This is a genomic window from Massilia yuzhufengensis, assembly GCF_900112225.1.
Lineage (GTDB): Bacteria > Pseudomonadota > Gammaproteobacteria > Burkholderiales > Burkholderiaceae_D > Telluria > Telluria yuzhufengensis.
This window is the reverse complement of sequence record NZ_FOLD01000020.1, coordinates 37,113-58,742: the sequence shown is the minus strand read 5'-3', so window position 1 is coordinate 58,742 and position 21,630 is coordinate 37,113. Positions and strand designations below refer to the sequence as shown.

The following is a 21,630-nucleotide window of genomic DNA, read 5'->3' as shown; positions in this document are numbered from 1 at the left end:
GGGAGGCTCCGTCGGATGGCGATACGGTTTGGACCGTAGTGCAGCTCGACAGTTCAATCCTCATCCATAGCCAAGGGTGACAGCGCCTTCTGATACCTACAGGCCGAATCCACCCGCGGATTTCGTAAACGCATTGATGCCGGCGCTCATCGCCGTGATCAGCGCGCGCTCGGCCTGCGACAGCTGCGGGTGCCAGATGTCGAAGATCAGCACGACCCGCAGCTCCCCGCTGTCGTTCCAGGCCTCGTGCTCGATGGTGTCGTCGAACACCCAGGCCTTGCCGGGTTCCCATGCGCGGGTGTCGTTCCCGACCCGGAAGCCGCAACCGGCGGGCACGATGAGCGGCAAGTGGGTTACCAGGCGCACGTTGCTCACGCCGGTGTGCGGTGGAATCCGGGTATGCGGCTCCAGGACGGAAAACATCGCGCTCGGCGTGCGCCCCGGCTGGTCCGGCTGCGGCGCGCCTTGTAACAACGCCATGGTGCGCGGGCAGCGGTCGGCATTGCCCGGCACCGGCGCGCCGTTGTCGACCAGGCGGAAGGCGCTCCAGTTCAGGGACTTGTTCAATTCGGCCCACTGCGCCAGCGGCTGGTCTTCCGAGTAATCGATATACGGCGAAAAGCCCTGCTGCGCGGCTTGCGCCGCGAGGAACTCGGCGCGGATCTCGCCGGTGGCGGCTTCGAACGCGTCCAGCCAGGGGAAGTCGGCGCGCTCGAAGAACGGCGCCGGGGCCAGGCCCTGGTAGTGGAACAGCTGGGGCTGCGGTTCGTAGCGGCGCTTGCGGCCGGTCATCACGTCGAGCGAATCGCGGAAACGCCGCAATTCTTCCTTGCCCATCGCGCCCTGCAGTTCGCGCAGCCGGGGGGCCAGGTAGTCGTCCAGGTAGCCGCCGAATTCCTGGTTGTAGTCGGCGTGCCAGGCCAGCGCTTCGCGCACCGCCGGCTGCAGGTCGGGCGCCAGCCGGTCCAGCGGCGGCGCCACCGCCGCCACCGCGGCGCAGGCGCCGGCCGCTTCCTGGCGCCGGCCCTGGCGGATGAACAGGCGGCTGCGCATCACCAGCGCGACCAGGTCATACGCATCGACCGTCAGCGCGCCGCGGATCGCCGCCTCTTCGGCCGCGTCGTCCCGCATCGCCAGGCACACCACGGCCAGGTTCAGCCACTGCTGGATGTCGCGGCCGTCGGCCACGACCAGCCGGTCGAGCAAGCCGCGCGCGCGCGCCAGGTCGCCGGACTGGAAGGCCAGGTGCGAGAGCGAGCGCAGGGCGCGCGGATGGCCAGGCGAGCGCGCCAGGATGCTTTCCCACAGGCGCGCCGCGCCCTGGGCGTCGCCCCGGTTGGCCGCCTGCAGCGCGTCGCGCTCGAGCGTGGCGAGCTGGCGGGGGTCTGGCTGCTGGGTGTGTGCCTGCTGCATGGGAACTCGAGTGTCGCTGAGATAAAGGCATTCTCAAGCACGCCCATGCATATGTGCAAGCAGTATTTACACGCGACTAGTTTCCCCGGCGCGGGGCCGGCTGCCGCCGACCATCAACAGGGCGAACAGGCTCAGCAGTGCCGCCGCGCTCAGGTAGTAGCCGACATACGCCAGTCCGTAGTTGGTGGCGAGCCAGGTCGCCGCATAGGGCGCCAGCGAAGCACCCAGGATGCCGGCCAGGTTGAACGTAAGCGAAGCGCCGGTATAGCGCACCTCGGGCGGGAACATCTCGGCCAGCAGCGTCCCCAGCGGCCCGTAGGTAAAGCCCACCAGACACATGCCCAGGATCATGAAGGTTGCCACGGCCAGCATCGAGCCGGCCCCGAACAAGGGTCCGAACAGGAGCCCGAACACGGCGATCGCCCCGCTCACCAGGATCATCGCCATGCGCCGCCCGTGGCGGTCGGCCAGCAGCGCCGAAGGCGGGATCGTCAGCCCGAAGAACACCACCGCCACCAGCTGCATGGTCAGGAACTGCTGGCGCGAGAAGCCCAGCCTGGTCGTGCCCCAGCTCAGCGCGAACACCGTCATCAGGTAGAACACGACGAAGGTCGAGACCGCGATGATGGTGCCCAGCACCAGCGCGCGCCGGTGGTCGCGCAGCACCGCCAGCACCGGCACCTTGACCCGTTCGTTACGTTCGAGCACCTTCTGGAAATCAGGCGTCTCGGTGATCTTCAGGCGCACGTACAGGCCGACCAGCACCAGCAGCGCGCTGGCCAGGAAGGGAATGCGCCAGCCGTAGCTGAAGAAGTCGGCGTCGCTCATCAGCTGGCCCAGCAGCAGGAAGGTGCCTCCCGACAGGAAGAAGCCGATCGGCGCCCCCAGCTGCGGGAACATGCCGTACCAGGCGCGCTTGCCGGGCGGCGCGTTTTCGGTGGCCAGCAGCACCGCCCCGCCCCACTCGCCGCCCAGGCCGAGGCCCTGGCCGAAGCGGCACAGGGCCAGCAGCAGCGGCGCGGCGGTGCCGATCGACGCGTAGGTTGGCAACAGGCCGATCAGGACAGTGGAGATGCCCATGGTGAGCAGGGCCGCGACCAGGGTGGCCTTGCGCCCGACGCGGTCGCCGAAGTGGCCGAATACGGCCGAGCCGACCGGGCGCGCGAAGAAGGCGATCGCGAAGGTGGCCAGCGACTGCAGGGTGGCGGCGGCGGGATCGGCCGCCGGGAAGAACAGCCGCGGGAAGACCAGCACCGCGGCGGTGGCATAGATATAGAAGTCGTAGAACTCGATGGTGGTGCCGATCAGGCTTGCGAACAGGACAGTGCGCGGCTTGTTGGCGGGGGTAGCGGCTGCCTGGCCACTCATGCTGCACCGGCCTGGGCCAGCGCGACGCGCACTTCATCGGCCGACACCGGGCGCACCACGCGCGCGACCTCCTGTCCATCCTTGAGCACGACGACCGTCGGCCACAGCTTGACGCGGAACGCGCGTCCCAGCACGCGCCCGGGTCCATCCTCGACCTTCAGGTGCTGGACGGCGTCGCTGCCTGCGACGGCCCGGTCGATGAGCGGTTCGGCGGCGCGGCAGTAGCCGCACCAGTTGGTGCCGAAATCGAGCAGGACGGTGCCGGGCATGGCTGCCACGGCGCTGCGCTCGGGCTGGGCGGTTTCATAGGGTGTGGACATACGGGTCTCCTTTGCTGGTCGTGCCAATCATGCAAGCGTACCTCAAAAAGTTGCCATTGGCACGGCCCCGCTGGGCGATGCGGGACGGATCGGGCCGAAACGTGAAGCACCGAACGGAACGCATCGGTTTCGGCAGGCATGCTGGCAGCAAGCCATGTGATCAAGGAGGCAATCATGTCTGACAACCTGCAGAACAGCGGCGCCCAGGACCGCGCCCGCATCAACGTGCATGAAGAATGGGAAGTGCGCCACTGGACCGAGGCGCTGGGCGTGAGCAAGGAAGAGCTCGAGCGCGCCGTGAAGCAGGTTGGCACCAGTGCCGACGCCGTACGCGAGCACCTGAAGCGCCATTGAACTTCCCGGGCTGTTGCCTGCCCGTTTCTCCTGGGTGCGCCGGCTCCCCGGCGCGGCCACTGCGCCAGCATTTCGCGCTGCATCCGCCGTAAAACCGCAACGCCCGCAGCTGGCCTGCCCGCTTGCGACCCTGTAGCACTGCCACCGGTGCGGCTGTCCCCGTGCGCCGCCATTGCCGCCTGCCCTACGCCTTCTCCCCCGGTATGCGCGGCCGGTGCCGGTGCGCCCGAAAGGAGTCCGGTTTGAATAATATCTACAACTTTTTTGCGTCCCTAAACATAACTCTGGCCAATGGCCTGTTTGCACTAGGCGCCACCGTCGCCAGCTATATCCTGATGCATGGCGCGCTGATCCTGTTCCGCAGGCGGCTCGGCCAGCTCAGCGAAGAGCGCCAGCACCGCACCATTGCCCAGGTACTGAGCAAGACCCTGGCCCGCACCGGCGCCGTCGCCATTTTCGCCACCGCCGCCCTGATCGGCCTGTCGGTACTCGACCTGCCCGAACCGTGGGAGACCCGACTGGGCCACCTGTGGTTCTTCACCCTTGGCATGCAGGCCGCCATGTTCCTGCATCGCGCCGTCAAGATCGGCGCGCGCCGCTACTTCGTGACGCACGGCCGCGGCGCCGCCAATGACCAGGTCACGGTTGCGCACACGGTCGTCATCTGGCTGTTGCAGACCACGGTCTGGGTGGTGTTCGTGCTGGCCCTGCTGTCCAACCTCGGCATCAATGTCACCACCTTCATTGCCAGCCTCGGGATCGGCGGCGTGGCCATTGCGCTGGCCGTGCAAAACATCCTGGGCGACCTGTTCGCCTCGATGTCGATCGCCGTCGACAAGCCATTCGAAGTGGGCGACTCGATCACCGTCGACAAGGTGTCCGGCACCGTCGAGCACGTGGGCCTGAAGTCGACCCGCCTGCGCGCCGTCGGGGGCGAGCAGATCATCATGTCGAATGCCGAACTGCTGCGCAACACGGTGTTCAATTTCAAGCGCATGAGCACGCGCCGCATCCAGTTCACCCTGCGCGCCTGCCCGGCCACGCCCCCGCAACTGGCGGCCCGGGTGCCCGAAATGCTGCGCGAGATCGTCGGCAAGCACGACAAGGCCCGCTTCGGCCGCGCCCACCTCAAGACGGTGGACCAGAACTGGATCGAGTACGAGATCGTCTACACCATGCTCGACGCCGACTACGAGCTGTACATGGACACCCAGCAGGCGATCAACCTGGACGCCATGCAGATGTTCGCCGACCTGGAGATCTCCACCGCGCCGCGCCCGCAGCGCCTGTTGCTGCAGGAGGCGCCCGCCACACCGGCCGAGGTGCGTGGTCCTGCAACGGCCGCCGCCAACGAATATGCCCCCGACGCCGCACCGGCCATCGTCACCCCGCGCCAGGTGAAGCACTGAGCAGATGAACTGAACCGTGTCTGTCGCTCGTTGCCCATCCGGGCAGGCGCGCACGCATGCAGAAAAGCATTCCGGGCGGATAGGCCTTCTGTTAAGCTTGCCGCCATTGCAACTTTGGAATGGCGCAGCAGCGCATGAAGACCCGCACTTACCTGTTCCTGATGGCCGCCGCGATCCTGGGCCCGGTCGCCCTGGCGTTCTGGCTCGGGGTGTCCATGCTGCTCGACTGGGAACGCGAGTCGCGTATCCAGCGGGTCCAGGAAACCGCGCGCGCCACGGCGCTGCTGGTGGACCGCGAAATCGCCGTCAAGGAAGCGCTGCTCAAGACCATCGCCAACTCGGAAAGCCTGGGCGAACAGAACTACCCGCGCGTCTACCGGCTTGCCGCGCGCCTGAACTCGGCCGATTCCCTGTCGTGGACGACCCTGGTCGACCACCAGACCCGCCCCATCTTCAATACCCTGACGCCGTACGGCACCCGGCTGCCGCCTTCATCGCGCAACTACGCCGAGGAAGTCCTGCGTACCGGGAGGACCCGGGTCTCGGGCTACTTCCATGGCCCCTTGGCCAAGCGCGCGGTGGTGTCGGTCGACGTGCCCTCGCCTCCCGGCGCAGCCGAGCGCTACGTGGTCAGCCAGATCTTCGATGCGCGCTACTTCGAGCGGGTGTTCGCCAACAATGCGCTGCAGCCGAGCTGGCTGGTCGGCATCTTCGATGCCGACGGCGTCACCATCGCCCGCAACCGTCCCGCCACCCACTCGGCCGGCAAGCCGATGCACGGGGAGATGCGCAGCGCCGCCAAACACGCAGGCAGTGGCGTGCTGCGCCACACCACCCACGAAGGCGTCGAGGTCTATGGCGTGTACACGCGCGCCGCCGTCAGCGGCTGGACCATCGTGATCGGCGTGCCGGTGGCGGAAATCGAATCGGCGGCGCGCACCGCCGCGCTCTACGCCACGCTGGCCCTGGCCATCGTGATGGGCCTGGCCGTGTTGCTCGCCGTCTTCCTCGGCAACAAGCTGTCGGCCGCGCTGCAGCAGGCCGGCAGCGTGGCCAACTCGCTGGCGCGCGGCGCCATCGCCACGCCGCGTCCCACCAAGGTGGACGAAGTCGACGCCCTGCTCGACGGCCTGCACTACACCAGCGAAGCGCTGGCACGCGAGAGCGCGGCGCGCCAGTCGCTGCAGCACGAGCGCGAGCAGCTCCTGGTGAGCGAGCAGCGCGCGCGCCGCGTGGCCGAAGCCCAGAGCCGCGCCAAGGACAGCTTCCTGGCCATGCTCGGGCACGAGCTGCGCAATCCGCTGGCGGCGATTTCCGGCGCCATGAGCGTGCTTGAAATTCCGAACCTCACGCCCGAACGGGCGGCCAGCGCGCGCGAGATCAGCCGGCGCCAGATGCGCCACTTGACCCGCATCGTCGACGACCTGCTGGATGTGCAGCGCATCCTGTCCGGCAAGATCGTCCTGCAGCATGCGCCGGTGAACCTGGGCGAGGTGCTGCGCGCGTGTGCCGACGCCAAGCGCCTGGTCGATGCCGGCAACCACCATTGGGACATCGCCCTCGAACCGGCCTGGGTCGACGGCGACCGCACCCGGCTCGAACAGATCGTCGACAACCTGCTGCACAACGCCATCAAGTACACCCCGGCCGGCGGCAGCATCGCGGTGCGCTGCCAGGTGGTGGGAAGCGAGGTGCTGGTGGAGGTGCGCGACAGCGGCGTGGGCATCGCACCGGAGCTGCTGCCGGTGATTTTCGACGTGCTGGTGCAGGGTCCGACCAGCATCGACCGCGCCCAGGGCGGCCTCGGGCTCGGCCTGGCGCTGGTGAAGGAGCTCACCGCCCTGCACGGCGGCCGGGTATCGGTGCACAGCGCCGGCCATGGCCAGGGCTGCAGCTTCACGCTGGTCTTCCCGCTGGCCACGGCCGCGACCCGCCAGGGCGCCCCGGGCCTTGATACCGTCGCGCAAGCCGGCGCCTGACCCTGTCAATCCGGCGGGTTGGCCCCAGATACCAGGAATGCGGACTTTCCTGCGCAGCTTGCTGCTCGCCATCCTCCTCCTCGCCGCCTGGGGCCTGCTGGGTCCCTGGGCAAGGCATGGCCTGTACGCCATGCGCCTGGCGTCGATGCCGGCGCCGGAGCGGCTTGCCATGCCGGTGAACGGGGTGCAGCCGCGTGCCCTGCGCGATACCTGGCACGCCAGCCGCGGCGCGGGCCGGCGTCACGAAGGAATCGATATCTTTGCCAGGCGCGGCACGGCGGTGCGCTCCGCCACCGAGGGCATCGTGCTGCGGGTGGGAAGCAACCGCCTCGGCGGGCAGGTGGTGTGGGTGCTGGGACCGGGCGGGCAGCGCCATTACTACGCCCATCTCGACCACTTTTCCGATGTCGCCGCCGGGATGCGGATCGAGCAAGGGCGGGTGCTGGGCTACGTGGGCAATACCGGAAACGCAAAGACCACACCGCCGCACCTGCACTACGGCGTGTACGGCGCGGGTGGGGCGCTCAATCCATATCCGCTGCTGCGCTAACGGTTCCCCGCGTCAAACGTCGATGTCATCCTCGCCCGTAGGCGGCGGCGGGATAATCTCGGGCATCGGCGGCGGCGGCATCGGCTCCGCCGGTTCCGGTTCGGGGGCGTCGTCCTCGATCGGCGCCGGATCGGGCACTTCGGTTTCTTCCTGCATGCCGCCATCGAACTCCAGGTCGCCCGGCAGTTCGTCGATTTCCTCCTCCGGCTGCTGGACCGGGCGCTGCACCTGGGTGCGCCCGCCCGGCAGCAGCGCGTTCGGATCGAGCTTGCCGCTTTCCAGCGCAGACTTCATGAAGTCGCCCACCAGCAGCAGTGCGTTGTGGCCGCCCTGCCCCCAGTAACTGCTGCGCATGGCCACGCGGTTGTCGTTGAAACCCACCCAGGCGCCGCTGACCAGGTTCGGGTGCATCAGGATGAACCAGCCGTCGTTGTTGTTCTGGGTGGTGCCGGTCTTGCCGGCCACGTCGCCGCTTACTCCGAAGCGATAACGCACGCCGCCGCCGGTGCCGCGGTTGACGACCCCGCGCAGCATGTCGATCAGGTTCAGGGCCGAATCCTGCGACATGGCGCGCTGCGGCGCCTCCGGTGCGAAATCGGCAACGATCTTGCCCTCGCGGTCGGTGATGCGGCGCACGAACACCGGCTTGCGGTAGTCGCCCTGGGCCGCGATGGTGCTGTAGGTGCTGACCATCTCGAGCAGGGTCACGGGGCTGGTGCCCAGCGCCAGCGACGGCACTTCCTCGAGTTTACTCTGGCGGATGCCCATGCCCTGGGCCAGGCGCATGATCGGTTGCAGGCCCACCTGCTGCATCACCTGGGCGGTGATGGTGTTCTTGGAGAACACCAGGCCATCGCGCATCGTCATCATGCCGCCGCTGCTGCCCGACATGTCGGTCGGGCGCCACACCGTGCCGCCCACCTTGATGTCCTGCACCGCGTCGCGGAAGGTCTGGTCGGGCGAGATGCCGCTTTCCAGCGCAGCCGCGTACACGATCGGCTTGAAGGTAGAGCCGGGCTGGCGCGCGGCCTGCACCACGTGGTCGTACTGGTCGCGCTCGAAACTGCGGCTGCCGACCCAGGCCCGCACTTCGCCGGTGTTCGGGTCCATTGCGACGAACCCGGCCTCGAGGCGCGACTTGGCGCTCTTGAGGGTGGACATGAATTCGCGGTCGCCCTTGAAGCGCTTGAGCGCGGCGGCCGGCGCCTCGCCGTCTTCCACCGCGCGCCGGTACTCGGCGCTTTCGCGCACGAAGGCATCGAGTTGGCGCTGGTGCGAGCTCCAGTAGTACGAGAACGGGTTGACCTCGCTGCGCATCGACGTGTACATGCCGGTCGAGGTGGAGCGCGGCATGCCCTGGTAAGCCCATTCGACGTCGGCGATCGCCTGCAGCGTATTGGCCTGCCGCTCGACGGCGCGCAGGGCCGCGGCCTGCAGTTCCTGGTCGAGCGTGGTGTGCACCACCAGGCCGTCGAGCTGCAGGTCGTAGTCGTTGTCCTCGGCCCACTCGAGCAGCCACTTGCGCACATAGGCGGTGAAGTGGCTGTCCTTGCCGCTGCGGTCGTTCAGGCGCGCGAAACGCACCCGCAGCGGGCGCTTGGCCAGGGCGCGGTAGCGCGCTTCGCTGAAGGCGCCGTGTTTGGCCATTTGCGACAGCACCACGTTGCGGCGGGTCTTGGAGCGCTCCGGGTTGGCAACCGGGTTGTAGTAGTGGGTCCCCTTGAGCATGCCCACCAACGTGGCCGATTCGAGCACGTCGAGCCTGGCCGCCGTCTTGCCGAAATAGGTGCGCGCCGCCATTTCGATGCCGTAGGCGTTGTACAGGAAAGGTACGGTGTTGAGGTAGGCTTCGAGGATCTCGGTCTTGCTGTAGGTGTTCTCGATCTTGATGGCGGTGATCAGCTCTTTCATCTTGCGGTTCAGGCTGCGCGCACGGCCGATCTCTTCGGGGAACATATTGCGCGCCAGCTGCTGGGTGATGGTCGAGCCGCCCTGCGCATCGCCCTTCAGGGTGGCGATCAGGGCGCCGCCGATGCGCTTGAAGTCGACGCCGTGGTGGTCGTAGAAGCGGTGGTCTTCGGTGGAAATCAGGGCTTTCACCACGTGCGGCGAGACCTGCGACAGCTTGACCCGCTCCTGCAGGCCCTTTTCAAACGTGCCCAGCTCCTTGCCATCGGCGGACAGGATGACGGTCGGGCGCGCGGTGCTGGCCTGGCGCAGGTCGTCGATGCCGGGGGTGAGGGGGACCAGGATCACCAGGTAGAGGAACAGGGCCACCAGGCCGGCGGCCATGGCCCACAGGCCGATCAGCAGCGCCTGCTCGAAGCGCGGGCGGTCGCGCAGGCGCCCCTGCGCCATCGCATAGCCGGCCCGGGCGCGCACGCCGGCGCCTTCGAACAGGCGGCGGCCATGGCGCCCGATCCGGCTGGCACGCGAGCCCGTGCCGGTGTGCTGGTCCGCGTCGTCGCGGGCGTTGGTCTGTTCGTCCTGGTCCACTATAGAAATCCTTGCTGCACTGATGAGCATTGCGTATGCGGCAAGTATAGCCGACCGGGGCCGGAACCACGGTCCGGTTTGGGCGCCGGGATCAAGCGTGCAGCGGAGTCGGCTCCATGGTCCCCTTGCGCAGCAGCAGTTCGACTTCGCGTACCGGCTCGGGGCGCGCGTAGATGTGGCCCTGCACTTCGTCGCAGCCGCAGCCGCGCAGGTAGTCGAGCTGCTCGAGCGTCTCGACGCCTTCGGCGATCACCTGCATGCGCAGGCCGTGGGCCAGCGAGATGATGGCGTCGACCATGGCCGCGCCGTCCGGGCTGCCCACGATGTCGCGGATGAAGGAGCGGTCGATCTTGAGCACGTCGACCGGGAAGCGCTTCAGGTAGGCCAGGCTCGAGTAGCCGGTGCCGAAATCGTCGATCGAGAGCTTGACGCCCATCGCCTTCAGGCAGCGCATGGTCTCGATCGCCGCTTCGACGTCGGCCATCATCATGCTTTCGGTCAGCTCGATCTCGAGCGAGGGGGCGGCCAGCCCGGTCTCGTCGAGCACCCGGCGCACGTTCTGCACCAGGCCGGGCTCGGAAAACTGGCGCGCCGACAGGTTGACGGCGATGCGCAGCGGCCCCAGTCCCGCGTGCTGCCAGGCGCGGTTCTGGCGGCAGGCGGCGCGCAGCACCCAGTCGCCGATCGGGACGATCAGGCCGGTCTCTTCGGCCAGGCCGATGAAGCGGTCCGGACGCACGGTGCCGAAGTCCGGATGGCGCCAGCGGATCAGCGCCTCGGTGCCGACCACCCGTCCGCTGCCGAGGTCGACCTGCGGCTGGAAGTAGAGCTCGAACTGGTCGTCGCGCAGGGCGCCGCGCAGCGCCCCTTCCAGCGCCAGCCGGTCGATCGCATGGGCGTTCATGTGCGGCGCGTAGAACTGGACCGCATTGCGGCCGGTCTGCTTGGCGCGGTACATCGCCACCTCGGCGTGCTTGACCAGGGTCTCGGGATCGCGGCCATCGGCCGGGTAGCCGGCCACCCCGGCGCTGGAGCCGAACACCAGGGTGTGGCCGTCGCACTCAAGCGGCTCGCCGATGGCCTCGCGCACCGCCTGCAGGCGCGCGGCGGCCTGGCGTTCGTCGGCGCATCCGCACAGCACCAGCATGAAGTCGTCGCCGCCGGTGCGCGCGGCGGTATCGGCCTGGCGCAGCGCGCCGGCGATGCGCGCGGCCAGCCCGCGCAGGGCCTCGTCGCCGAGCTTGCGCCCAAGCGTATCGTTGACCAGCTTGAAGTGGTCGATATCGAGCGCCACCGCCCACACCGGGTTGCCGCCCGCGGTGGCGATGGCGCGCTCGATGCGGTCGGACAGCAGCGCGCGGTTGGCCAGGCCCGTGAGCGTGTCGTACCTGGCCCGGTGCGCCAGCTCGGCCTCGTAGCGCTTGGCCATGGTGACGTCGTAGGTGGTGACCACGAAATGCTCGGTATGGCCGTCGGCATCATTGACCGGCGCGAGATAGACCTCGCTCACCAGTTCACGGCCGTCGAGCGCGGCCTGGTGCACCAGGGCGTGGCCCTTGCGCCGCTCTTGCAGGGCCTGGCGCAGTTCTTCCAGCCCGGGCTCGTCGCCCCCGGCTCGCGACAGGCAGGAAACCGGCTTGCCGACCAGTTCGCCGGGCCCGTAGCCGAGCGTGCGCTCGCAGGACGGGTTGGCGTACTCGATCGGGTAGCCCGGCCGCGTCGCGCTGATCAGGAGGATGGGGTTGGCGGCCGCCTCGATGGCGCGCTGGTGCAGGCGCAGCGCACCGGCCGTCATGGCCAGGTCGGCGGTGCGGCGCTCGACCAGCGATTCGATGCGGCGGGTGCGCGCGCTGCGCTGCTGGACCAGGGCCGCCGCGGCAATGCTGAGCACCAGGCCGTAGCCGAGCATCGACAGCGAGCCGACCTGGCCGTCGAGGCGCCGCGCCACCCGCACCGCCTGCATGTCCCAGTGCGAGCCGGCGACCGTGAAACTGCGCGTGATGGCCACCGCCGGACCGCCCAGCCAGCGCTCCCAGGCCGCCTGCGGGTCGGGCGCGCCGGGGTGGCTGAACACCGCGACCTTCCGGCCGCTGCTGCTGCGGCCATACAGTTCCAGCGTATAGTCGCCGTAGGTCAGCAGGCGCGCGGCGTTCAGGCTGCCGCCGACCAGCAGGCCGGCGTCGAGCACCACCGTGGTGGTGCCGACGGCGGCCGCGCGCCGCCCCGCCACGCTGGACAGGTCGGCGCCGGGCCGGTACACCGGCATCGAGACCAGCACCCCGCGCAGGCCGCCGTCACCCTGCACAAGGCGCAGCACGGGACTGGCCACCGGCTCGCCGCTGTCGATGGCCCGCTGCATGAAGGCGCGCTGCTCGTCGCGGGCCCAGGCGTCGTAGCCGAACACCGCGCTGTTGCTGGCGATCGGCACGACGTAGTCGTTGACCAGGTAGCGCTCGCGCGCCGCGGCCGGCACCAGGACACCGGCTGGGCTGCGTTCGCGGATCGAGAAGCCGGGCCAGAAGCGGCGGCGCGCGGCCTCGAAGGCCGGGCGTTCGGCGGCGCTGACGAAACGCTGGAACTCGAGCGCGACCAGGTAGCCGTTGCGCGAGGCCAGCGGCTGGGCGAAGGCATCGAAGGCATCGCGCGAGACATCGCCGCCACTGGCCGCGAACAGCAGGTTCAGCGCGCGCAGGTCGTAGACCGCGCCGGCGAACGCACGGGTGACCGCGGCGGTGCGCACGGCCGTGCGCTGCTCGAAATCGGCGCGCGCACTCCCGCCCTCCATCTGGCGCGCCGCACCGAACAGCACGGCGGTGAGCACGAACCCAGCCAGGAGGGTCACGACGGCGGCGCGTGACACCGCGCGCCGGCGCCGCAGCAAGGGATGTGCGAGCAGCCGGTTCATGCACCATCCTAGCAAAAGCCGCACCGCGCCGCAGCTTGTTTCGGATGCGCAAACGGCGGGCCCGGCAGCCCCTGCGCCGGCGTTTTCAGCTATGATCGCGGCATGTCCGAGAATTCTCCCCACCCCGACAGCGGCCAGCCGATGCGCGTGCTGCGCCAGTTCCGTATCGTATTCAACGCAGTCAAGACCCATTTCCGCCAGGTCGAGCGCGAAGCCGGCGTTGGCGGCGCCCAGTTATGGGCGCTGTCGGTCATCGAGCGCCAGCCCGGCATCGGGGCGACCGGCCTGGCGCGCGAGCTCGACATCCACCAGTCGACCGCCAGCAACCTGGTGCGCAGCCTGGTAGAACGCGGCTATGTGGTGGGCGCACGCGAAGGCGCGGACCGGCGCAATGTGGCCTTGCGGGTGCTGCCGGCCGGCGCCGAGGTGCTCAAGACCGCGCCCCTGCCCTTCGCCGGGGTACTGCCGGACGCGCTCGCGGGTCTCGCGCCGGAAACACTGGCGCGGCTGGAGCAGGACCTGGAACGCCTGATCGCCCAGCTTGGCGCCGACCCCGAGGCCGGCAGGTTGCCGCTGGCCCAGATCTAGGGCGGCGTCAGGCTGGACGCCCTGACAATTTCCATCCGAACCACGCCATCGGAAGATAAGCGAACACCAGGTCGAGCGCCGAGAACCACAACGGCGACGGCAGCATCGCGATGCTGGCAACACCGCCGGCCAGGAACAGCAGGCCGACGCTGATCGCCATGTAGAGGTGGCGGGCCGGGGCCAGCCGCGCCGCGACCAGTGCGCCGACCAGCGTGCCCAGCGCATGCGCCAGGAAGGGCGCCAGGAAATGCTTCGGCTCGAACAAGTGCATCGAGGCCTGCAAGCCTTCCATCGAGGCCACATCCGCGCCGGCCGGGGCCGGGATCAGCACGCCGCCCAGGCTGATCAGGCCCATGTTGACCAGGCTGCCGACCACGAAACCGGCGACGATCGCCAGCACGTATTTCATCACGGGATGCTTCTGTGTCGCTGCATGCATGGCCGGCGCCTGTGGGCTGGTTGAATAGGGAGATAGCTAAGCAATCACGCCGACGCAGTGTAACGACAGCGTGATGGCGTGTCTAGCTCGGCGGGATTCGAACGCGCGGCCGGCACCGCCGGCCACCCTACGCACCCTCCTCGAAGATCTCGCTGGCCACGCGCGCCAGGTCGTTCATGCCGCCGCCCGCCGCCAGATGCCGGCGCAGCAGGCCGGCCTGGCCGCCATCGCGCAGCAAGTCTTCGATCACGGCGCAGGCCTTGCCGAAGCCGGGGTCGCTGGAACGCTTGAGCAGGCGTTCCAGGTCGGCGCGGATCACCGCGGCGACCGGCAGCGAGGTGCCGGTTTCCGGGTCGATCCACTGCGCATCCACGCCGTCGCGGGCGGCGTTGAAGCGGTTCCAAGTGTACAGCTCGCGGCTGCCGTTGGATGGCCACGCGCCCGGCTGCGCCGCGAATTCCAGGCACAGTTCGCGCGCATAGCAGGCCAGCGCGGCGGCGTACACGGGCTTGAGCGGCGTGTCGAGCACGCGCAGTTCGATGGTGCCGTATTCCGGCTTGGGTCGCACGTCCCAATAGAAATCCTTGATGCTGTTGACGATGCCGAAGCCCGCCAGCCGGTCGAAATAGTCGCGGAAATCCTGCCAGCTGCGGAACTCGTGCGGCTGGATCCCGCTCATCGGGAAGGCCCCGACCACATTGCTGCGCGAACTGCAAAAGCCCGACACCTCGCCCTGCCAGCACGGCGAGTTGGCCGACAGGGCGACGAACAGCGGCGCGCGCTGGGTCAGCCAGGCGCACAGGCGGATCGCTTCGTCGGCGCTGCCGGCGCCGATGTGCACGTGCATGCCGAACACCGTGAACAGCTTGGCCAGGTAGCCGTACTTGCGCTCGGATTCGAAGTAGCGCTCCTTGGGGTAGATACGCTGCTCGTTCCAGCGCTGGAACGGGTGGGCGCCGCCGCCGGAGATCGAGGCGCCGACCTCGAAGGCGGCGCGCCCCACGGTGCTGCGGATGTGCTCGAGCTGCTCCTGGGCTTGGCCAAAGGATTCCAGGATCGAGGTCGCCACTTCCAGCATCGAGGTGGTGATCTCGGGCGTATGCACCCACGGCTTGTCGTGCTTGTCGAGCACGCGCAGGATGTCGGGCGCGGCCGGGAACAGGTCATAGGTGAGGCGGTCGAGCACCATCAGTTCCAGCTCGATGCCCATGGTGCCCAGGGTGGAATCCTTGAAGTCGGGCAGGAAGGCCGGGCCCTGGCCCGCCACCGCCTGGGCCTGGGCCAGCGCCAGGCTTGCCGCTTCGTTCATCGCGATCTCGTTCATGCTCTCACCTCGCTTCTTGTCGGTAGGTCTCGCCGGCCAGGCGCAGGCCGAGCCAGGTCAGGCCGGGGGCCAGCAGCACGTTCAGGGCCAGCAGCGCGCCCATCAGTTCGGTCGATGCCGGGTCCAGGCCGGTGTAGGCGTTCAGCGTCGTGTCGACCACCAGGCCCCCATAGCTGACCAGCGAGCACATCGACAGCGCCATCGCGTGCTTCTTGCGTTCTTCCCAGGCGCTGGCGGGCCACAGGGCCAGGCGGGTGGCGCCGATGCGCACCGCGAACACCAGCAGCGCCCCCATCAGCACCCAGCCCTGGGCCAGCTGCTGAAGGTCGACCAGCGCGGCCGACATCAGGAACAGCAGCACGTAGCCGATATCCTGGGCGGTCTTCAATTGGGCCTGGAACACGTTGTCGCGCCGCTCCGCGTTGCGCAACAACAGGCCCATCAGCAGCAGCGAGAGCAATGCGCTCGACGAGGAAATCGAGCACAGGCCAAGGTCGATCAGCAGCGCGGCCAGCAGCATCCCCGGCCGCATCGTGGCCGGCACCTTGCACAGGCGCGTGGCCAGCGCATACAGGCCGTAGGACAGCAGCGCGATCCCCGCGCCCAGCGCCAGCTTGCCGCCCTGGCGCAGCAGTTCGCCGCCGAAGTCGGCGCCGGCCTCCAGGCCCTGGCTGCGGGTCCAGGCCATGGTTACGGCCAGCACCAGCAGCGCGACCAGGCTGCTCAAGCCCACCATGTTGGCGGTGGCGAAGGTGCTGGTGCCGCTGGCGTTCTCGTCGGCCACCATCGAGTTGACGATCACCGGGTTCACCGCGATCAGGATCGAGGCGATGAAGATGGCCGCGCCCCATGGCAGGCCGAGCAGGCGCACGGTGATGGCCACCGCCACGAAGCGGGCCAGGGTGGCCAGCAGCAGGCTGCCGCCCTGGCGCCCACTGCGCAGCAGCCAGGCCAGGTCCATCTTGCGGCCGACATCGAACAGCACCAGCGCGGCCGCGGCATTGAGCAGTTCCTGGAACTGGGCCAGCAGGGCCCGGTCGATCAGGTTGCCCCCGGTCGAGCCCAGCAACAGGCCGGCGATCACGGCGCCGTACAGCTTGGGCACCTTGAAGCGCTGCAGGGTGAGGCCGATCACCAGGGCCAGCATCAGGCCGCCCCCGAGCACGGCGAGCGGCGACAGCAGCCACAGCGGCGTCGTCAGTTCTTCATTCATGGCGCGCCTCCCAGGCATGGGCGAGCGCAGTGAGCTCGCGTTCGATGAGGGCGGCGCGCTGGCGCACCGCCTCGCCCGCGCCGGCGGCGACATCGCTGGAGATGCGGGCCCGCACGATGCCGCCGTCGTCGCGCAGCGGGATCCACAATTGCCCGTGCAGCGCGGCGCCCTCCTTCCATACGGCGATGAACTTGGCCCCGGTGCGGTCGCCCGAAATGGCCGGCTCGATCAGGGTGAAGGGACGCAGCCACTGCGCGGCCGGGTAGCGGCGCGCTAGTTGCACCTGCATCGCACTGCGCTGCTCGAGCCGGGCGTCGTCGCGCGAAAACGGCAGTGGCACCAGCGCCTGGCCAGGCTTGGCCGTGCGCAGGTCGAGACAGGCCGCTCCGCTGGACCAGCGCCAGCTGTCCGCGCCCAGCATGCGCGGCTTGCCGTTGGTGGCGTCCAGCCAGGCCGTCATCAAGGGCGGGCGCGGCTGGGCCGGATTGCCGGCATCGACTGCGCGCACCGCCTGCGCCACCTTGCCCCAGTGGCCGGCCTGCCAGTTACGGGTCGGCAGCCGGTCCGACGGGCGCCAGCGCCACAGCACGGCCGACCACCGGCCGTCGGGACGGCGCCAGACCGAACCGGCCTGGTGCACGCCGTCGGCCTGGACCAGCATCGACTGGCCGGTCCAGGCCTCGCCCCAGGGCGGCAGCACGGCGCCGGCGCCGGCGCCCAGGCGGTGCCAGGCCACCGCCGGCAAGGGTAGGCAGGCGCTTGGCGCTTCAGGCAACTCCTGCCAGTAGAGCATTTCGACGTGCTGGCTCCATGCGCACTGGCGCAACGTCGGGGCGCCGACTGCCGCAAGGCCGGCGGCCAGCGGCGCGCTGCAGGCGCCGGCCCGGGCGCCCGAGAGGAATTCGAAATCGGCTGCGGCGGGGAGCGCCGGCCGGGCCGGCTTGCGTGGCGCCGCATGGGCCTGGGGCGCCAGGGTCGCGCACAGCGCGAGCGCCAGCATTGCCATCCGTGGGCGGCAGCGGAAGACGCGCCGGGGCGCCAGGGTCGTTGCGGGAATGAGCGTGCTCAAATTTCCTCCGGTGGGTCGCGCAGGAACAGCGAAACGCTCTTGCCTGGGCGGTGGGCCGGCAGGCGCTGGGTGCGCCAGCCACGGCAAGCAGGGCCGCGGCACCGAAAAAAGCCCCCCGGCCGTGGGGCGGGGGACGAAAAGAAACGGGATCAACCGCCTCACTGCTGATGGGGCCCCGCACCGGTCCCGGGCGACGCCACCCGGCTATACTGCACGAAAAATAACTCGGAAGCAATCATATTTGTCCCCATGTATGTACTTCTCGCTGATTCGCTGGCCTGGAAACCGGCGTCGATCATACCTGAAGCTCAATTGTGCCCGATGTAACAGGCAATGTCGCGTTATCATTGCGGCAACAGGTAACGGGAGCATGCATGGGTGGATTGCCGGTATGGCTGCAGGCCGGATTGTGGGGACTGCTGGCCGGTGGCGCGCTGCTGCTCGGCGCGGCGGTGGGTTACCGGTTCAAGGTGCCGCAGCGCCTGATCGCCGCCATCATGGCCTTCGGCAGCGGCGTGCTGATCTCGGCGCTGTCGTTCGAGCTGATGGAACACGCCTTCCACACGGGCGGCTTCGCCTCGACCGCCGCCGGCTTCCTGGGCGGGGCCCTGGTCTATACGGTCGCCAACTGGGCCTTGTCGCAGCGCGGCGCACGCCACCGCAAGCGCTCCGGGCGCCAGCCGTCGATCAAGGATAACGACGGCAGCGGCACGGCGATCGCCATTGGCGCCCTGCTGGACGGGATCCCGGAGTCGATCGTGATCGGCCTGTCGATGCTGGGCGGGCAAGGCGTCAGCATCGCCGCGGTAGTGGCGATCTTCCTGTCGAACATCCCGGAGGGCCTGTCCAGCGCGGCCGGGATGAAGCAGGCCGGCCGCTCGCCGCACTATATCTTCGGGATCTGGGGCGGGATCGCGCTGGCCTCAGGTATCGCCGCGCTGGTGGGGTACGCGGTGTTCCGGCACTTTTCACCGCAGGTGGTGGCGGCGACGACGGCAGTGGCGGCGGGCGGGGTGCTGGCGATGCTGGTCGATACCATGATTCCGGAAGCGTTCGAGGAGACGCACGATTTCGCGGGCTTGATCACGGTGACCGGGTTCCTGGCGGCGTTTGCGTTGACCAAGCTCGGGGCCTAGGGAACCCAATTTTGCATGCGTGCAGCTGACGCAATGTTGCAAACTGACGGGTTGCGCGACCACATTGGGCACCGGTCTTCGCCGGTGCGACGGAGCAAGGGTCAATGAAGGAAACAAGACTGCACACTGCATGCGGTCGTTCAGTCCCACAAGCCGGCGCCAGCCCAGCGCGGCGCCGGGCTCGCGGACCGTGCCGGCACCGCCCTGCCCGCGTAGCCACGGCTTGCGAGCAAGCGCGGGAAGGCGCGGCAGTAAGTGGACTGGATGCCGGCCAGGCGCGCCAGCGTGGCATAGTCGACCACCATCCCCGGCGGCGCCGCGTCCAGCACCTGGAGCACGCGCTCGCGCCAGTCCTCGGCCATCGGAGCCATGCGCCGGTCGAGGATGCGCACCGGATCGCCTTCCCGGATAGCGCCGCCCTGCACCACCCGCGCCAAGATCCCGCGCCGGGCGCCGATGGCGCGCGCCAGGCCCGGGTGGCGGGCGTCGAGGGCGCCGCAGGCTTCGCACTGGAAGGACAGGCGCAGCACCGCCTCAAGACCGACCGCCAGCAGCATGCCGGATTCCAGGCCGACGGTATCAACATCCACCAGCAGGTTCTCGCGCAGGGCCAGCGGCGGCAGGCCCAGATCGTCGTAGGCGGCGCTGCCTGCCAGCAGCAGCTGGCGCGGCGAATGCGGGTCGGCGTGGCGGTCGCCGTCCAGGCCCCTGCCTGCGACCGCCTGCACGGTGGGGACCCGCAGCGGCAGGGCCGATGCCGGCGCGCGCGTCGCCAGTGCGACGACGGTCCCCCTCACTTGGGGGTCGGCGCGGGCGCCGGCATCGAGCGCAGGTAGGCCACCAGCTCGCCCACCTGGCGTTCGCTCATCATGCCCCAGAAGCGCATGCGGTTGCCGGGCACCACGGCGTCGGGGTCGCGCAGGAAGGCTGCCAGCCGCTGTTCGTCCCAGGTAAAACCGGCGCGGCGCATCGCCGGCGAATAGTCGAAGCCAGGGGCCGATCCAGCACGGCGCCCGACGATGCCGTTGAGCTGGGGCCCGAAATGGCTGCGCGCGCCTGGGCCCACCTGGTGGCAGTTGGCGCAGCGCTTGAAGGCGGCGCGCCCGGCGGCGGCATCGACCGCATGCACGGCAGGGGTAGCAAGCAGCATGGCAAGACCGGCGAGCACGACGCGCATGCGGCCGCCCTACTTTACCCGCTGCTTCTCGAGCTTGCGCGCCAGCGTGCGGCGGTGCAGGCCGAGGCGGCGCGCGGCTTCCGAGATGTTGAAATCGGTCTCGGCCAGCACCGCGTGGATGCGCTCCCATTCGAGGGTCTTGATGGAGGTGGAGCGCGCCGTGAGTTCGATCTCGGCATTCCCCGCCACGTGGCCGAAGGCGGCCTCGATGTCGTCGGAGTTCGACGGCTTGGCCAGGTACTGCACGGCGCCGAGCTTGATCGCTTCCACCGCGGTGGCGATGCTGGCGAAGCCGGTCAGCACGACGATCAGCATGTCCGGGTCGTGCTCGTGCAGCAGCTGGACGCAGGCCAGCCCGGAGGTATTGCCCTTGAGCTTGAGGTCGACCACGGCGTAGCCGGGCGAGTGCTGCGCCAGCAGCGCGGCCGCCTCGTCCTGGCTGTGCGCGACCAGCACCCGGTAGCCACGCCGCTCGAAGGAGCGGTTCAGGGTGCGCGCAAACGCTTCGTCGTCTTCGATGATGAGCAGCAGGCGCTCGGGAGTGGTGGTCAAATGCGGTCCTCTTCCAGTTCAATGCTTGCCAGCGGCAGCGTGAGCGCCACCTGCGCCCCGCCCTGCGGCAGGTTCACCGGCACCACCGAGCCGCCCAGCTTGCGCACCACGTTCACGGCCAGGAACAGGCCCAGGCCATGCCCGGGTTCGGCCTTGGTGGACTGGTAGGGCTTGCCGACCTGGCCCAGCATGGATGGCGCAAAACCCGGGCCGCGGTCGGTGACGACCAGGTGCAGGGCGCCGTCTTCGATCCAGCAATCCAGCCCGACCCAGCCGGGCGAGGCTTCCAGGGCGTTGTCGAGCAGGTTGTCGATGGTCTGCCTGAGCGCGGAATCGGAGGCGACCGGGCGGTCTTCGCGGATGCGGTTATTGTACTGGAAGCTGGCCACCGGCCGGCTCGCCTGCCAGTCGTGCGCCAGGGTGTCGAGGAAGCTGCGCACCGTCGTGCGCACCGCCGATTCGCCGCGCGCCTCGCCGGCCGACAGCAGGATGCCGCTGACGATCGACTTGCAGCGCTGGAGCTGGGTCTGCATCTCGGTGAGTTCTTCGAGCAGGCCGGGGTCCCCGCGGAACTGGGGCATGCGCTTCCAGTCGCCCAGGATCACCGACACGGTGGCCAGCGGCGTGCCCAGTTCGTGCGCCGCGCCCGAGGCCAGCAGGCCCATGCGCACGATGTGTTCTTCCTCCACCGCGTGCTGGCGCAGCAGCGCGAGCTGGGCGGCCTTGTCGCGCAGGGTGGCGGAAATGCGCGAGATGAACATCACCAGCAGCGCCGCGTCCAGCGCGAAGCACACCAGCAGGCCCTGGATGTACAGGCTGGAGATGCCGCGCGCGTGGTCGAAGGGCAGCGCCAGCGGCTGCGCGAACATGGCCAGGCCGGCCATGCAGGCGATGGTCACCAGCACGATGATCCAGGTCCACAGCGTTTCCAGCAGCACCGCCGACAGGATCACCTGCAGCAGGTAGAGGAAGGCGAACGGGTTGGCGATGCCGCCCGACAGGTAGAGCAGCACCGTGAGGCTGGCGACATCGACCAGCAGGGCCATGAACATCTCGCCGTTCGAGACCGGCCGCCGCTCGTGCCAGCGCAGGTGGCTGGCGACGTTGAAGGCGATCAGGCAGGCCAGCACCTGCAGCATGTGCACCAGCGGCAGCTCGATGCCGAAGATGAGGATGGCCGCGGCGATGGTCGTGACCTGGCCGATCACGGCGATCCAGCGCAGCTCGATCAGCTGCAGCATGTTCTTGTGGCCGGCCGCGAACTCCACGTTGGCGGCGGCCGCCTGCGGCGAGCTGCGCCCGGCCTTGGCGAAGAAATCGAGGGGGTTCTGGATCATT

Annotated in this window: 19 protein-coding genes; 6 read left to right on the top strand and 13 right to left on the bottom strand. The window is 69.1% G+C overall.

The annotated features are described in order from the left end of the window. Positions 1–96: 96 nt before the first annotated feature. From BM031_RS16325 to BM031_RS16315, 3 genes are all read right to left on the bottom strand, one after another. The gene (locus BM031_RS16325; RefSeq protein WP_091875625.1) at positions 97–1,413 is read right to left on the bottom strand and encodes an aspartyl/asparaginyl beta-hydroxylase domain-containing protein; all 1,317 of its coding nucleotides are present in this window, start codon (positions 1,411–1,413) and stop codon (positions 97–99) included. A 66-nt stretch (positions 1,414–1,479) separates the two neighbouring features. After that, positions 1,480–2,781: an MFS transporter gene (locus BM031_RS16320; RefSeq protein WP_091875624.1), complete on the bottom strand. Its 1,302-nt coding sequence runs from the start codon at positions 2,779–2,781 to the stop codon at positions 1,480–1,482. Then, positions 2,778–3,101 carry a thioredoxin family protein gene (locus BM031_RS16315; RefSeq protein WP_091875623.1) on the bottom strand — a complete coding sequence of 108 codons (324 nt, stop codon included), beginning with the start codon at positions 3,099–3,101 and terminating at the stop codon, positions 2,778–2,780. Before BM031_RS16315 ends, BM031_RS16320 begins: the two co-directional genes overlap by 4 nt. A gap of 174 nt (positions 3,102–3,275) precedes the next feature. Here BM031_RS16315 and BM031_RS16310 point away from each other — a divergent pair, with 174 nt between their 5' ends. From BM031_RS16310 to BM031_RS16295, 4 genes are all read left to right on the top strand, one after another. Beyond that, a complete protein-coding gene (locus BM031_RS16310; RefSeq protein WP_091875676.1) occupies positions 3,276–3,455 on the top strand; it encodes a DUF3606 domain-containing protein in 180 nt (59 codons plus the stop codon). A 242-nt stretch (positions 3,456–3,697) separates the two neighbouring features. Further along, positions 3,698–4,864 carry a mechanosensitive ion channel family protein gene (locus BM031_RS16305; protein WP_229408946.1) on the top strand — a complete coding sequence of 389 codons (1,167 nt, stop codon included), beginning with the start codon at positions 3,698–3,700 and terminating at the stop codon, positions 4,862–4,864. 134 nt (positions 4,865–4,998) lie between these two features. Next, a complete protein-coding gene (locus tag BM031_RS16300; RefSeq protein ID WP_177207788.1) occupies positions 4,999–6,843 on the top strand; it encodes a sensor histidine kinase in 1,845 nt (614 codons plus the stop codon). 37 nt (positions 6,844–6,880) lie between these two features. Further along, complete coding sequence (locus BM031_RS16295) at positions 6,881–7,393, top strand: M23 family metallopeptidase (protein ID WP_091875620.1); 513 nt, start codon at positions 6,881–6,883, stop codon at positions 7,391–7,393. A gap of 12 nt (positions 7,394–7,405) precedes the next feature. Here BM031_RS16295 and BM031_RS16290 read toward each other — a convergent pair whose 3' ends face one another. Both BM031_RS16290 and BM031_RS16285 read right to left on the bottom strand, forming a co-directional pair. Further along, the gene (locus BM031_RS16290) at positions 7,406–9,889 is read right to left on the bottom strand and encodes a penicillin-binding protein 1A (protein ID WP_229408945.1); all 2,484 of its coding nucleotides are present in this window, start codon (positions 9,887–9,889) and stop codon (positions 7,406–7,408) included. Positions 9,890–9,980: 91 nt separating this feature from the next. Further along, positions 9,981–12,794, bottom strand: a complete 2,814-nt coding sequence (locus BM031_RS16285; RefSeq protein WP_091875619.1) for a bifunctional diguanylate cyclase/phosphodiesterase — start codon at positions 12,792–12,794, stop codon at positions 9,981–9,983. 102 nt (positions 12,795–12,896) lie between these two features. On the opposite strand from BM031_RS16285, the gene BM031_RS16280 reads away from it, so the two are divergent. After that, positions 12,897–13,382 carry a MarR family winged helix-turn-helix transcriptional regulator gene (locus BM031_RS16280; protein ID WP_091875618.1) on the top strand — a complete coding sequence of 162 codons (486 nt, stop codon included), beginning with the start codon at positions 12,897–12,899 and terminating at the stop codon, positions 13,380–13,382. 7 nt (positions 13,383–13,389) lie between these two features. On the opposite strand, the gene BM031_RS16275 is transcribed toward BM031_RS16280, so the two are convergent. From BM031_RS16275 to BM031_RS16260, 4 genes are all read right to left on the bottom strand, one after another. Then, positions 13,390–13,821, bottom strand: a complete 432-nt coding sequence (locus tag BM031_RS16275; RefSeq protein WP_091875617.1) for a hypothetical protein — start codon at positions 13,819–13,821, stop codon at positions 13,390–13,392. A 127-nt stretch (positions 13,822–13,948) separates the two neighbouring features. Continuing rightward, on the bottom strand, positions 13,949–15,145 hold the full coding sequence (locus tag BM031_RS16270; protein ID WP_229408944.1) for a YbdK family carboxylate-amine ligase: 1,197 nt from the start codon (positions 15,143–15,145) through the stop codon (positions 13,949–13,951). A 4-nt stretch (positions 15,146–15,149) separates the two neighbouring features. After that, positions 15,150–16,358 carry a cation:proton antiporter domain-containing protein gene (locus tag BM031_RS16265; protein ID WP_091875616.1) on the bottom strand — a complete coding sequence of 403 codons (1,209 nt, stop codon included), beginning with the start codon at positions 16,356–16,358 and terminating at the stop codon, positions 15,150–15,152. Beyond that, the gene (locus tag BM031_RS16260; RefSeq protein WP_143084613.1) at positions 16,351–17,427 is read right to left on the bottom strand and encodes a hypothetical protein; all 1,077 of its coding nucleotides are present in this window, start codon (positions 17,425–17,427) and stop codon (positions 16,351–16,353) included. Before BM031_RS16260 ends, BM031_RS16265 begins: the two co-directional genes overlap by 8 nt. A 374-nt stretch (positions 17,428–17,801) precedes the next feature. Here BM031_RS16260 and BM031_RS16255 point away from each other — a divergent pair, with 374 nt between their 5' ends. Then, entirely contained in the window at positions 17,802–18,563 is a 762-nt protein-coding gene (locus BM031_RS16255) for a ZIP family metal transporter (protein ID WP_091875614.1), read from the top strand. 140 nt (positions 18,564–18,703) lie between these two features. Here BM031_RS16255 and BM031_RS16250 read toward each other — a convergent pair whose 3' ends face one another. Genes BM031_RS16250 through BM031_RS16235 form a run of 4 tightly spaced genes read right to left on the bottom strand, consistent with a single transcriptional unit; the run spans position 18,704 to position 21,629 of the window. Beyond that, the gene (locus BM031_RS16250; RefSeq protein WP_229408943.1) at positions 18,704–19,360 is read right to left on the bottom strand and encodes an MOSC domain-containing protein; all 657 of its coding nucleotides are present in this window, start codon (positions 19,358–19,360) and stop codon (positions 18,704–18,706) included. Further along, entirely contained in the window at positions 19,357–19,740 is a 384-nt protein-coding gene (locus tag BM031_RS16245; RefSeq protein WP_091875613.1) for a c-type cytochrome, read from the bottom strand. Before BM031_RS16245 ends, BM031_RS16250 begins: the two co-directional genes overlap by 4 nt. A 9-nt stretch (positions 19,741–19,749) precedes the next feature. Further along, the gene (locus BM031_RS16240) at positions 19,750–20,292 is read right to left on the bottom strand and encodes a response regulator transcription factor (RefSeq protein WP_091875612.1); all 543 of its coding nucleotides are present in this window, start codon (positions 20,290–20,292) and stop codon (positions 19,750–19,752) included. Then, positions 20,289–21,629, bottom strand: a complete 1,341-nt coding sequence (locus tag BM031_RS16235) for an ATP-binding protein (protein ID WP_091875611.1) — start codon at positions 21,627–21,629, stop codon at positions 20,289–20,291. The genes BM031_RS16240 and BM031_RS16235 overlap by 4 nt, the downstream gene beginning before the upstream one ends. Position 21,630: the final 1 nt, after the last annotated feature.